Source organism: Streptomyces sp. CNH287 (assembly GCF_000424825.1).
This window is the reverse complement of the sequence record NZ_KE384253.1, coordinates 376,667-388,526: the sequence shown is the minus strand read 5'-3', so window position 1 is coordinate 388,526 and position 11,860 is coordinate 376,667. Positions and strand designations below refer to the sequence as shown.

11 protein-coding genes are annotated in these 11,860 nt (G+C 73.5%); 6 read left to right on the top strand and 5 right to left on the bottom strand.

Annotated elements, in window-relative coordinates; all coding sequences use genetic code 11:
• The first annotated feature begins 50 nt into the window (after nt 1-50).
• The 4 genes from H299_RS0131165 (at nt 51) to H299_RS37200 (ending at nt 5,241) form a co-directional block, all read left to right on the top strand.
• Nucleotides 51-689, top strand: coding sequence for a TetR/AcrR family transcriptional regulator (locus tag H299_RS0131165; RefSeq protein ID WP_027751641.1), 639 nt, complete (start codon nt 51-53; stop codon nt 687-689).
• A 179-nt stretch (nt 690-868) separates the two neighbouring features.
• Entirely contained in the window at nt 869-1,717 is an 849-nt protein-coding gene (locus H299_RS0131160; RefSeq protein ID WP_027751640.1) for a 3-hydroxyacyl-CoA dehydrogenase family protein, read from the top strand.
• 194 nt (nt 1,718-1,911) lie between these two features.
• On the top strand, nt 1,912-2,328 hold the full coding sequence (locus H299_RS37205) for an STAS domain-containing protein (protein ID WP_078513180.1): 417 nt from the start codon (nt 1,912-1,914) through the stop codon (nt 2,326-2,328).
• Nucleotides 2,329-2,403: 75 nt separating this feature from the next.
• On the top strand, nt 2,404-5,241 hold the full coding sequence (locus H299_RS37200) for an ATP-binding protein (RefSeq protein ID WP_158692416.1): 2,838 nt from the start codon (nt 2,404-2,406) through the stop codon (nt 5,239-5,241).
• Nucleotides 5,242-5,307: 66 nt separating this feature from the next.
• On the opposite strand, the gene nucS is transcribed toward H299_RS37200, so the two are convergent.
• The gene (gene nucS / locus H299_RS0131145) at nt 5,308-5,991 is read right to left on the bottom strand and encodes an endonuclease NucS (protein WP_027751639.1); all 684 of its coding nucleotides are present in this window, start codon (nt 5,989-5,991) and stop codon (nt 5,308-5,310) included.
• Between the two features lie 217 nt (nt 5,992-6,208).
• On the opposite strand from nucS, the gene H299_RS0131140 reads away from it, so the two are divergent.
• The gene (locus tag H299_RS0131140) at nt 6,209-6,601 is read left to right on the top strand and encodes an SCO5389 family protein (RefSeq protein WP_027751638.1); all 393 of its coding nucleotides are present in this window, start codon (nt 6,209-6,211) and stop codon (nt 6,599-6,601) included.
• A 164-nt stretch (nt 6,602-6,765) separates the two neighbouring features.
• Here the strand turns inward: H299_RS0131140 and H299_RS0131135 are convergent, their stop codons facing one another.
• The gene (locus H299_RS0131135) at nt 6,766-7,803 is read right to left on the bottom strand and encodes an LLM class flavin-dependent oxidoreductase (protein ID WP_027751637.1); all 1,038 of its coding nucleotides are present in this window, start codon (nt 7,801-7,803) and stop codon (nt 6,766-6,768) included.
• Nucleotides 7,804-7,978: 175 nt separating this feature from the next.
• Here H299_RS0131135 and H299_RS0131130 point away from each other — a divergent pair, with 175 nt between their 5' ends.
• Nucleotides 7,979-8,338, top strand: a complete 360-nt coding sequence (locus tag H299_RS0131130) for a hypothetical protein (RefSeq protein WP_027751636.1) — start codon at nt 7,979-7,981, stop codon at nt 8,336-8,338.
• An 82-nt stretch (nt 8,339-8,420) separates the two neighbouring features.
• On the opposite strand, the gene H299_RS0131125 is transcribed toward H299_RS0131130, so the two are convergent.
• From H299_RS0131125 to H299_RS0131115, 3 genes are all read right to left on the bottom strand, one after another.
• Entirely contained in the window at nt 8,421-9,509 is a 1,089-nt protein-coding gene (locus tag H299_RS0131125) for an ABC transporter permease (protein WP_027751635.1), read from the bottom strand.
• Nucleotides 9,506-10,690: an ABC transporter ATP-binding protein gene (locus H299_RS0131120; protein ID WP_027751634.1), complete on the bottom strand. Its 1,185-nt coding sequence runs from the start codon at nt 10,688-10,690 to the stop codon at nt 9,506-9,508. Before H299_RS0131120 ends, H299_RS0131125 begins: the two co-directional genes overlap by 4 nt.
• Nucleotides 10,691-11,079: 389 nt before the next feature.
• The gene (locus H299_RS0131115) at nt 11,080-11,859 is read right to left on the bottom strand and encodes an ABC transporter permease (RefSeq protein WP_027751633.1); all 780 of its coding nucleotides are present in this window, start codon (nt 11,857-11,859) and stop codon (nt 11,080-11,082) included.
• Nucleotide 11,860: the final 1 nt, after the last annotated feature.

Genomic DNA, 11,860 nt, shown 5'->3' with positions numbered 1-11,860 from the left:
ATTTTGCAATCACTCCAAAATTCTCGGGCCGCGACCGGTAGACTGCGCCCATGACGGGGCTCAGGGAGCGGAAGAAGCAGCAGACCAGGCAGCTGATCGCGGACGTCGCCACCGGTCTCTTCCTCGACCGCGGGTTCGACGGGGTGACCGTCGCAGAGATCGCCGAGGCCGCTGAGGTCTCGGTCAACACGGTCTACAACTACTTCCCCTCCAAGGAGGAGCTGTTCTTCGACCGCGAGCCGGAGGTCGTCGCCCGCGCCTCGACGCTCGTACGGGAGCGGCGGCCCGGCCAGTCGGCGGCGGACGCCCTGCTGGACCGCCTGCGTGGGGACCTGGACGAGCGGAACGCCTACGTCGGCCTGACCGAGGGCTACGACCGCTTCATGCAGCGCGTCCGCGAGTCGCCCGCGCTGCTCGCCCGGCTCTGGCTGATGCAGGTGAGCGTGGTGGCGCACCTGACGGAGACGCTGCGCGAGGAGGCGGGCGCCGCGCCCGGCGACCCGGCTCCGGAGGTGGTCGCCACCCAGCTGAACGGCATCAACACCACCATCTTCCGCACGGTTTCGGCGGGCGTCACCGAAGGGCTGCCCGAGGACGAGATCGTGCGGCAGGCACGCCGCGCGCTGGACGTCTTCGTCTCGCTGCTCAGCGACGAGGTGCTCAACTACGCGACGCGCCCGGCCGGATGAGCGCGCGCGGCGGAGGCGGGCGCCCCGTACGCAGGCCGGAATGAGCACCAAGCCTCCCGGAACGGGCGCGGCCGGTGTGATGTCCGCCAGGTGAGACGTGATGCGTGTCTCTTCGCCGTCCAATGCCCCTGCCCCAGACGCTAAAGTCGCCCCACACCGTCAAAGGAGAGGTGACCGTCGTGGCGAAGAAGCTCGCCGTCATCGGGGCCGGACTCATGGGCTCCGGCATCGCACAGGTCTCGGCGCAGGCCGGCTGGGACGTGGTCCTCCGCGATGTCACCGACGAGGCTCTCAGCCGTGGTACGGACGGGATCAAGGCGTCCCTCGACAAGTTCGTCGGCAAGGGCAGGCTGGACGCCGAGGCGGCGGCCGGAGCGCTCGGCCGGATCACCACCACCACGGACCTGGACGCGGCGGCCGACGCCGATGTCGTCGTCGAGGCGGTCTTCGAGAAGGTCGACGTCAAGCGGGAGATCTTCCGTACGCTCGACCGGGTGGTGAAGGAGGACGCGATCCTCGCCTCCAACACCTCCGCCATCCCGATCACCAAGATCGCGGCGGCCACCAGCCGCCCGGAGCGCGTGGTGGGCACCCACTTCTTCTCGCCGGTGCCGATGATGGGGCTGTGCGAGCTGGTGCGGGGCCACAAGACCAGTGACGAAACCCTCGCCGCCGCCCGGGAGTTCGCCGAGTCGACCGGCAAGACCTGCATCGTCGTCAACCGCGACGTCGCCGGTTTCGTGACCACCCGGCTGATCGCGGCGCTGGTCGTCGAGGCCGCCAAGCTGCACGAGTCGGGTGTCGCCTCCGCCCAGGACATCGACACCGCCTGCAAGCTCGGATTCGGTCACGCCATGGGGCCGTTGGCCACCGCCGACCTCACCGGCGTCGACATCCTGCTGCACGCGGCGGACAACATCTACACCGAGTCGCAGGACGAGAAGTTCGCCCCGCCGGAGCAGATGCGCCGCATGGTGGACGCGGGTGACCTGGGCCGCAAGAGCGGCCAGGGCTTCTACTCGTACTGAGTGCACCGCCCGCGCGGGGCGCCGCACCCGGGCGGGCCGCCGCGGATCACCCGCAGGGGTGATTTCCGTATCGGTTCGAGCACGGACCGCGACTTGACTGGCCGTCAGGCAGTCGGGTGTGGTGAGAATTTGAAACGTAAAGGTTCACGCGCGCGCACCGGTGCACGCGCACAGCAGCGATCCCGGGAGCGTTTATGCACATCAGGGGCGACCACGCCGAGCTGGTCGTCGGAGGCCGCCTCGACGTCCGCAGTGCCGCGGACGCCCGTACGGCCCTGCACTCCGCCGTCGACTCCGGGCGCGGCGACCTCGTACTCGATCTGGCCGGTCTCGACTCCTGGGACGCGACGGGGCTCGGCGTCATCATGGGCGCCCACCGCCGCGCGGGCCGCTGCGGACGGCGCCTCGTCCTGCGCGACGTGCCGACGCAGATGCAGCGCCTGCTCGTCGCCACCCGGCTGCACCGCATCCTCGCCATCGAGGACGGACCGCTCGGCCCTCTCCCGGTGGCCCCCAGGTCCGCCCGCGGCGCCGCCCACGGGACCGGCCCCGCGCTGGGCGAGCCCGGTCCGCCGCCCGTCGCGCAGGTGCAGATCCTCACCAAGCCGTGACGTACCGGCTCGCGACGCGGCTGTCGGCCTCAGGGATACTGTGCAGCCGACAGCAGCTTCATGGGGGCGGAGGCCATGGTTCAGCACGAGGGTGACCACTTCGGCGGTCAGGAGTCCGGCGGCGGGGTTTCCGGCGGCGACGGAGCCGGTGCCCGGCAGCCGGGGCACGAGCCCGCCGGCCTCGGGCCGGCCGGCGCCGAACCGCCTGGCGGCATGCCCTCGCACGAGCCCGGCGGCCCCCCGGCCCGGATGGCCCAGCTGATATCCGGCGACTACCTCCTCACCGTCAACCCGGTGGACGGCAGCGAGATCGAGCCCTGCCCGCCCGGCCGCAGGCCCGGCGCCCCCGCCAGACGGGCCCTGCGCGACCGTCCGCGCGCCTCCCGCCCCCCGGCCGGGCGCCCCGGCCACTCGCTCAGCGGCGCCGCCGCCGGTCCCGCCCCGCTCCTGGAGCGGGAAGCGGAGCGGGAGCGCCTCGCCCGGCTGCTGGCGCGCGGCCGGTCCGTCCGGCTCACCGCCGCTCGCGGGTCCGGGCGCAGCGTCCTGCTGGACGCCGTCGCCGAGGACATCACCGCCCTGGCGCCCGACGGCGTGGTACGGCTCAGCGGCTACCACCGCACCGCCGACCAGATCCTCCGCGACCTCTTCGCAGCCGTCTACGACGCCCCGCACATCCGCCCCGACCAGCGGCAGCTGCACGAGTCACTGGCCACCGTCGGCGCGGTCGTGCTGCTCGACGACATCGAGTTCGGCGGTGCGGCCCTGGACGAAATCCTGGCCGCCACCCCCGAGTGCGCCTACCTCATCACCGCCACACCGGACATCGCCGCGCCCTCGGCGGACGCCGGACTGGAGGAGGTCTTCCTCGCCGGGCTCAGCCGCACCGGCTGCGTGGAGCTGCTGGAGCACGTACTGCGGCGGCAGCTCACCCTCGAGGAGTCCGACTGGGCCGGCGACCTCTGGTTCACCACCGAGGGGCTGCCGCTGGGCTTCGTACAGGCTGGTGCCCTGCTGCGGCAGCGGTCCCGGCGCGGCGGCGCCGGTGCGCCCGGCGCGGCGGGTCCGGCGCCGGCCGCGCTGCCGGGCACGGGCAGCCGGGGCGGCGGCGACGGCATCGCCGCCGTGGTGGCCGAGGGACTCTCGGAGCCCGCCCGCGAAGCGCTGCGCTTCACCCTGGCCCTTGGCGGCGAGCTGCCCCACTCCGCCCATCTGCCCGCCCTGGTCGGCGACACGCAGGCGGACGCCGCGCTCGTCGAACTGACCGGCTGCGGCCTGGTCACCCCGGTCGGCGGCCACTACCGGCTGGCGGCCGGAGCCGCCGCCGAACTGGTCGCCGCCGGTTACGAGGACGGCGCCGGGGACCGCGTGCTCTCCGCCGCCCAGCACTACGGCTGGTGGGTCGGCCACCCCAAGGTGCTCCCGGAACAGGTCGGCGCCGAGGCGGACGCCGTGCTCGCTGCCGTACGGGGCGCCCAGCGCGGCGGCCGGGCCAGCGCGGCCGTCCTGCTGGCCCGCGCGGCGGCGCCCGCGCTGGCGGCGGCGCTGTGCTGGGAGGCGTGGGAGCGGGCGCTGCGCAGCGGCCAGGAGGCCGCGCGGAACGCCGGGGAGGTCGCCGAAGAGGCGTACTTCCACCACGAGTTGGGCGTCCTGGCGCTCTGCCTGGGCAATCCGGAGCGGGCCCGCGCCGAACTGGAGACCTCGGTCGGCATGCGGGGCGCGCTGGCCGACCGGCGCGGGACGGTGGCCGGACGCCGCGCGCTGGCGCTGGTGACCGACCGGCTGGCGGCGGGCGCGGGCGGCGTCGCGGCGGCGCCCGCGGCGGGTGTGCCGGGCCCCGACGCCACACCGACCAAGGCGACCACGGCGGTGCTGCCCGGTGGGCCGCCCGCGCTGGGCGCGGGTGCGGGGGCGGCGGCGTCCGCACCGTTCACCGGGTCGGAGGCGGAGACGGGCGTACTGCCCGCCGTGGCCGCGGCCGGGCCCGGCGCCCCCGGGGGCACGCCGCCGAAAGCCTCGCCGGACGACGCGACGCCCTCCCAGCCGCGCCCCGCGCTGGGCGAGGAGGACTCGCCCTCCTCGGGCGTGCCGCCCGTGGTGCCGCTGGGGGCCAGCGCCTCCGCCCTGGCCTCGTCCGGGGGCGGCACCGACCGCACCGGGCCGCTGATATCCGGCGCGTCCGCACCGCCCGGGAGCCGTGCGGAGACCGGCCCCATGCCCACGCACCGGCTGGCGCGCAGCACCCGCCGCAACCTCGTGGCGGCGGGCGCCGGGGCGGCGCTGGCCGTCCTCCTGGGCACCGTGGTCACCGTCACCAGCGTCTCCGACAGTGACGACCAGCCGGCGGACACCGTGAAGCCCGAGCGGTCGACCTCGCAGCGCGAGACGGAGAGCGAGACGCCCTCCAGCAGCCCGTCCGCCGCCGCGGACACCCCGGCCCCCTCGGCACCGGTCAGCGAACAGCCCGCGCCCGGCCCGACGAGTGAGGTGCCCACCCCCTCGGAGTCCTCGAGCCAGGCCTCCCCGAGCGAGTCCGAGTCCACGCCGGAGGAGGACGGCTCCTCACCCGCCGACGGGGGCACCACCAGCGGTTCCGGCTCCGACGGCGGTGCGGACGGCGGGGGCGCCGACGGAGGAGCGGCCGACGGGGGCAGCGACGGCGACCCCAGCGGCGACCCCACGGGTGATCCGAGTGGTGATCCCACCGGTGATCCGAGCGGCGACCCGAGTGGTGATCCCACCGGTGATCCGAGCGGCGACCCCAGCGGCGATCCCACGGGTGAACCGAGCGGCGACCCCACCACCGGCGGGGAGACCGACGCGGGAGCGAACGGCGGCGCGGGCGGCACGGCCGAAGCGGTCGAGGGGACACAGCCCGGCGGAGGGGCCGGCGGCACCGCCGGAGCACCGGCCTGATTGCTCACCAGCCCTGTGCGGTGCGGGCTCCCGCGGAACAGCCGGAGCTTCGGAACAGCCCGGGCTTCAGAACAGCCGGAGCTTGTCGTCCTCGATGCCGCGCAGTGCGTTGTAGTCCAGCGTCACGCAGGAGATCGCCCGGTCCGTCGCCAGCACCCGTGCCTGCGGCTTGATCTCCTGGGCCGCGAACACGCCCTTCACCGGGGCCAGTCGGGGGTCCCGGTTGAGCAGTTCCAGATAGCGCGTCAGCTGCTCGACGCCGTCGATCTCCCCGCGCCGTTTGATCTCGATCGCGATCGTCGTGCCGTCCGCGTCCCGGCCCAGGATGTCCACCGGGCCGATGGCGGTGGGGTACTCGCGCCGGATCAGTGACCAGCCCTCGCCCAGGGTCTCCATCCGGTCAGCCAGCAACTCCTGGAGATGCGCCTCGACGCCGTCCTTGATCAGGCCGGGGTCCGTGCCCAACTCGTGCGAGGAGTCGTGCAGTACCTCCTCCATGGTGATGATGAGCTTCTCGCCGCCCTTGTTCTCCACCGTCCACACGGTGCCTCCGCCGTCGTCCGCGCCGCCCGTGACCTCCTTGAGGGTGCAGGGCGGAGACATCCAGTTGAGCGGCTTGTAGGCGCGGTCGTCCGCGTGGATGGAGACCGAGCCGTCAGCCTTGACCAGGATGAGGCGCGGGGCCGAGGGGAGATGGGCGGTGAGCCGGCCCGCGTAGTCGACTGAGCAGCGGGCGATGACGAGTCGCATGGTCGGTCACGCTACTGGACGCCTGCGGGTGCACGCGATTCGCCCTCCGGTCGGCCGGCCGGCCCGTGGCTTGTTGTGTGCGCATTCGCCTGGTGCGTCCGCACCAGCAGGCTTACGCTACGCAGCGGGAGCGTCGCCGTCCGGAACTGCCCGGCGAGGCGGGGTTCCCGGTCCCGTCCGCGAGACCCCGGCCTCCGGGGTCGCGAGAGGAGAACTCATGTCGCTCGACGTCTCACCGGCCCTCTTGGAGCAGGCCGAACGAGGCGAGGTCGACGAAGCCGACTTCGTCGACTGCGTCCGTACTTCGCTGCCCTACGCATGGGAAATGGTCAGCTCGCTGGTGGCACAACTGAGTTCGAACGGCGGTGAGTTCGCCGACAACCAGACACCCCCGCCGGACGAGCAGGCGCGAGGGCAGCTCCTGCGCGCGCTGGCGAGCGATGCGATACGCGGCTCGCTGGAGCGTCACTTCGGCGTCCGGCTCGCCTTCCAGAACTGCCACCGGGTCGCCGTCTTCCCGCTGGACCCCTCGGTCGACGAGCGGCTCGGCCGCTTCACGTCCGTACGGGGCCAGTTGCTCAACCAGTCACCGGAGCTGCGCGACTGCTGATTACGGCAGCGGCACCGGTCGCGGCAGCGCCTCTGGTGAGGGCATCGTCTCGGGTCGGCGCGAGCGAGCCGGTGGTGCGCCGTGGCGGCGGGTACCCCTCAGTCGCCGCCACGGCGCACCACCCATGGCGTACGCCCCTGGCTCCCTGCCCTCGCTGCCGCTGCTCAGTGCAGCAGCGGCAGCACGTCGCCGCCCAGCCGCCGGACGTTCTCCTCCGTCGCCGCGAGGTCGCCCGTGCCCTCGACGAGCAGGGCGAAACGGCTGATTCCCGTCAGCTCCGCCGTCCGCGCCAGCCGGTCCGCGCACCACTGCGGGGGCCCCACCGGGTGCAGTCCGCACAGCATCTCCGTGTAGGCGAGCGGATCGCGCACGGACCGCGCCCGCCCGTCCACCGTCCGGTGCGCGCCGAGCCCCTCGCGCAGCCAGCCGGGCATCGCCTTGGTCAGCGCCTCCGTGGCCTCCGCGCGGGTGTCCGCCAACTGCGCCACGCCCGCCGAGACATGCCGCGCGGCGGCCTCCGCGACCACCTCCGGCGGATGCCCGGCCGCGAGCGCCTCCCGGCGCCACAGCTGCGTCATCGACGCCTTCTCCTCGTCCCCGCAGTGCATGCCCAGCAGCATCGGCAGCGCCCGCCCGGCGGCCAGCCGCACCGATCCCGCCGAGGTGCACGCGACGACCACCGGCGGCGTCTCCGGCACCCCGGCCGCCCCCTCGCCCGAACGGGGGACGACCGCGACCTCGCGGAAGGCGAACCGCTCGCCGTCCGCGCCGACCGACGGCTCCCGGAGCCAGCGCAGCAGCAGGTCGAGCGCCTCCGGGAAATCCTGCTCGTACGCGCGCACGCCGCCGCCGAAGACCTCCAGGTCCATCCACGGGCCGCCCCGCCCCACACCGAGCGTGAACCGCCCGCCCGCGGCCAGGTGCAGCAGCGCCGTCTGCTCGCCGAGCGCCACCGGGTGGGTGCTGGAGAGCACGCTCACCGCCGTACCCACCCCGATCCGCCGGGTACGGCCCAGCAGCAGCGCGGCCAGCGTCACGGCCGACGGACACACGCCGTACGGCACGAAGTGGTGCTCGGCCAGCCACACCGCGTCCAGCCCGGCCCCCTCCGCCTCCTCGGCGGTACGCACCGCCCGGTGCAACGCCTCGCCGTGCCCCTGGCCCGGGAACTGCGCGGCCAGCACGAACGCTCCAACCCGCATCGAAATACGCCTCCTTGGGCCCGCCCACGACTCCCCACCCGGCATTAACGCCTGACACGTGCCAAGGGCACGGTCTGGGCTGAAAATCCTTCCATGAGCCTGGCTCACCGGGTCAGTACGCTGGTGGGACGCGCCGCAGGACCCTGCGGAGCGTCCCGGCCGAATGAGGTGTCCCGTGTCCCCGCGTCGTAATCGCCCGCGCAGCGGCGGCCGTTCCGCAGGCAGCCAGAGTGGGCGCGACGCGTCCGGTGACGAGGGCGCGGACGAGGGCCGCTCCGGGCTGCGCTACGGGCTGGAGCGGACCGAGGAGTGGCGCGGGGAGGAGTGGGTGGTGCGCATGGTCGGCGGGTCCTCCGGCAAGCGCTACCGGTGCCCGGGCTGCGACCAGGAGATCCCCTCCGGAGTCCCGCACGTGGTGGCGTGGCCCGGACAGGGGCAGGTGGACGACCGGCGGCACTGGCACAAGTCCTGCTGGAACGCGAGAGACCGCCGGAGCGCGCGGCTCCAGCGGTCTCGGCACGCACCCCGCTACTGAGGGCGGGGGCTGCCCGGGCCCTGTCGACCGGACAGGCCCAGAGGTCCCAGAGGTCCCAGGCGGCCCAGAAGACTCAGGCGTCCTAGACGTCCCGCTTGGTCAGCAGGGCGTACGCGCTCATCAGCGCCGCGGTCGTCACCAGTGCGAGCAGGCCCAGCAGCGGCCAGCCCGAGGCGTCCTGGTCGTCCTGCATAGGGATGAGGAAGAGCGAGGCCAGGCCGTTCAGCGGGGAGAACTCCAGGATCTTCTCGCGCAGCGTCTCCATGCTCTCGCCGACCATGAACAGCGCGATCACCAGCGGCAGCAGCACCACGCCCATCATCGTCGTGATGGCCCCGGCCGAGTGCCGCAGCATCGCGCCGACGGCGAGCGCGAGCAGGCCCAGCAGCGCGACGTACAGCCCGGCGCCTACGGTCGCGCCCAGCCACTCGCCGTCCTGTACGACGTACTCGCCCGCCTCGATGGAGTCCGCATAGTCCGAGTGGGAGTAGTCGCCGTAGAACGGCCGGTCCAGCGGGCCGGACAGCACCGAGTAGTGGATCAGCGCGGTGAGTGTGCAGGCGACCGTCGTCATGACGAAGGCCAGCAGGAAGAAGATCAGCGCCTTGGCGAGCAGCACCCGGCCGCGCTGCGGGCAGGCGGTGAGGGTGGTGCGGATCATGCCGGTGCCGTACTCGGAGGTGATCACCAAAACCCCGAGCGTCATGATGCAGATCTGCCCGAGCATCAGCCCGAACAGGCCGCTGGAGAGCATCGGCATGCTCACGCTGTCCTCGCCCGTGCGGCCCAGCGCGGTGAGCGCCCCGATGCCGACGACGAGCACGAACATGATGCCCAGCGTCCACATCGTCGAGCGCACCGAGCGGATCTTGGTCCACTCGGAGGCGATCGCGTGCCCCAGATGCGTCGGGGTGATCGGGATCGGCGACGCGTAGCCGACGGCGCCGTACGGGGCGGCTGCCGGACCCTGGCCGGCGGGCGGGCCGGACGGCGGCGGGTACTGCGCCGGGTGCCCCTGGGGCGGCGGCGGGCTCTGGGGCGGCGGCCCCTGCGGCGGGGGGCCCGCGGCCGGGGCCTGCTGCGGCGGCTTGTCGAGCGTGGTGGGCTGCGCGGTGCGGGCCGCGGCCTCGGCTCCCGGCTGTGCCTGGGGCTGCTGGTCCGGCGTCGTCATCGGTGGTCCTCGGGAGTGGGAGCGGCGGTGGGGGCGGTGGGGGCGGCGGTGGCGGCGCCCGGTACGGGCGGCGCGGCCTGGGCCGGGGGCGCCTGCCAGCCCTGCGGGGCCGCGTACGGCGACGGCTGCTGGCCCTGCGGCGGCGGCCCCTGCGGCGGCGGGTAGCCCGCGGGGGCGCCGCCGGGCGGCATCCCGTACGGCGCGGCCCCGTACGGCGCGCCGCCGGGTGGCACGGCGGGGCCCTGGAGCCCGGCGCGCTGGTCCGCGGTGGAGCGGTAGTCCACGGCGCCCTGCGTCATGCGCATGTACGCCTCCTCCAGCGACGCCTGGTGGGGCGACAGTTCCCACAGCCGTACGCCCGCGTCGTGCGCCAGGTCGCTGATCCGCGGCAGCGGCACCCCCGTCACGCGCAGCGCGCCGTCCTCCTCCGGCTGCACCGCCCCGCCCGCTTCGGCCAGCGCCGCGCCGAGCTTCTCGCGCTGCTCCGGCGCGTCGTCCGGGGTGCGGACCCGGGCGAAGCCGACCGAGTTCTGGGCGATGAAGTTGTCCACCGAGGTGTCGGCCATCAGCTGACCGCGGCCGATCACGATCAGGTGGTCCGCGGTCTGCGCCATCTCGCTCATCAGGTGGCTGGAGACGAAGACCGTACGGCCCTCGCTCGCGAGCCGCTTCATCAGGTTGCGCACCCAGAGGATGCCCTCCGGGTCGAGCCCGTTGACCGGCTCGTCGAACAGCAGCACCTGCGGGTCGCCGAGCATGGCCGCCGCGATGCCCAGCCGCTGGCCCATGCCCAGCGAGAAGCCCTTGGAGCGGCGGCGGCCCACGTCCTGGAGCCCGACGACGCCCAGCACCTCGTCCACCCGGCGGTCCGGGATGCCGGAGAGCTGCGCCAGCGAGAGCAGGTGGTTGCGGGCGCTGCGCCCGCTGTGCACCGCCTTGGCGTCCAGCAGCGCGCCGACCTGGCGGGGCGCGTTCGGCAGGTTGCGGAAGTTGTGGCCGCCCACGGTGACCCGGCCCGAGGTGGGCTCGTCGAGGCCCAGGATCATCCGCATGGTGGTGGACTTCCCGGAGCCGTTCGGGCCCAGGAAGCCGGTCACCGCCCCCGGCCTTACCTGGAAGGACAGGTTGTAGACGGCAGTCTTGGCGCCGTAGCGCTTCGTCAGGCCGTACGCCTCGATCATGCAGATGCCCCTGAACGCAGAAACGGGGCTCGATATCGCCCCCCGACACGGGCTAGGAGGCTACAGCGACGGTTTTGGTTCCCGAACAGCGGAGTCTGTTACTCCTCGCCCGCCTCCGGCCGCTCGTACCCGACGCCGACGCTCCTCGACACGGCGCTCGCTCGTGCCTCGCTCACTTGGTCTCCTCGCTTTCGGCGTCGGCGCGGCCTTTGGCGGGTGAGGGGGGTTTTTTCGCCCGCTTCCGGCCGCTCGTACCCGACGCCGACGCTCCTCGACACGGCGCTCGCTCGTGCCTCGCTCACTTGGTCTCTTCGCTTTCGGTGTCGGCGCGGCCTTTGGCGGGTGAGGGGGCATCGGCGCACCGATGCAGGCGGCGCGGGGTGAGTCCGTCAGGCGTCCCGCTTCTTGAGCACGAGGTAGCCCGCGACCAGCGCGGCGACCACCCAGCCGACCATGATCAGCAGCCCGCCCCAGGGCCCGTACGGCCGGTCGTCGCCGCCCATGCCGCCCTCCACCACGGACATGACCATCGAGCCCGCCTGGTCCGGCAGGTAGTGCCCGAACTTGCGGGTGGCCGACACGCTGCCGAGGATGTTCGAGATCAGGAAGAAGAACGGCATCAGGATGCCGAACGCCAGCAGCGGGCTGCGCATCACGAAGGTGACGCCCATCGCGAACAGCGCGATCAGCGTCATGTAGAGGCCGCCGCCGATCACCGCGCGCAGGACGCCGGGCTCCCCGATCGTCGTGCTGTGGTCGCCCAGCAGCGCCTGCCCAAGGAAGAAGGTGACGAAGCTGGTCACCATGCCGACCACCAGGACCAGGGCGGTGGCGACAACGAGCTTGCACGCCATGAACGTGCCGCGCTGCGGCACCGCGCCCAGCGAGCTGCGGATCATGCCGGTGCTGTACTCGTTGGAGACGACGAGCACGCCGAAGGCGATCATCGCCAGCTGTCCCAGCGTCATGCCGGAGAAGCTGATGAAGGTGGGGTCGAACGTCGCCTTGTCCTCGGCGCTCAGGTCGTCGAAGCTCGAGTTGGTGAACGCGCAGATCAGGGCCGACAGGCCCACCGTGACCAGCAGCGCGGTGACCAGGGTCCACAGCGTGGAGCGGACCGACCGCACCTTGGTCCACTCCGAGCGGAGCACCCGTGTGGTGTGTGCCATG

What these genes read in the sequence shown, in the direction of transcription:
- H299_RS0131125 (WP_027751635.1), bottom strand. Translation starts at nt 9,509, where the DNA reads ATGACGACGCCGGACCAGCAGCCCCAGGCACAGCCGGGAGCCGAGGCC.
- nucS (WP_027751639.1), bottom strand. Translation starts at nt 5,991, where the DNA reads ATGCGACTCGTCATCGCCCGCTGCTCAGTCGACTACGCGGGCCGGCTC.
- H299_RS0131165 (WP_027751641.1), top strand. Translation starts at nt 51, where the DNA reads ATGACGGGGCTCAGGGAGCGGAAGAAGCAGCAGACCAGGCAGCTGATC.
- H299_RS37200 (WP_158692416.1), top strand. Translation starts at nt 2,404, where the DNA reads ATGGTTCAGCACGAGGGTGACCACTTCGGCGGTCAGGAGTCCGGCGGC.
- H299_RS0131120 (WP_027751634.1), bottom strand. Translation starts at nt 10,690, where the DNA reads ATGATCGAGGCGTACGGCCTGACGAAGCGCTACGGCGCCAAGACTGCC.
- H299_RS0131115 (WP_027751633.1), bottom strand. Translation starts at nt 11,859, where the DNA reads ATGGCACACACCACACGGGTGCTCCGCTCGGAGTGGACCAAGGTGCGG.
- H299_RS37205 (WP_078513180.1), top strand. Translation starts at nt 1,912, where the DNA reads ATGCACATCAGGGGCGACCACGCCGAGCTGGTCGTCGGAGGCCGCCTC.
- H299_RS0131135 (WP_027751637.1), bottom strand. Translation starts at nt 7,803, where the DNA reads ATGCGGGTTGGAGCGTTCGTGCTGGCCGCGCAGTTCCCGGGCCAGGGG.
- H299_RS0131140 (WP_027751638.1), top strand. Translation starts at nt 6,209, where the DNA reads ATGTCGCTCGACGTCTCACCGGCCCTCTTGGAGCAGGCCGAACGAGGC.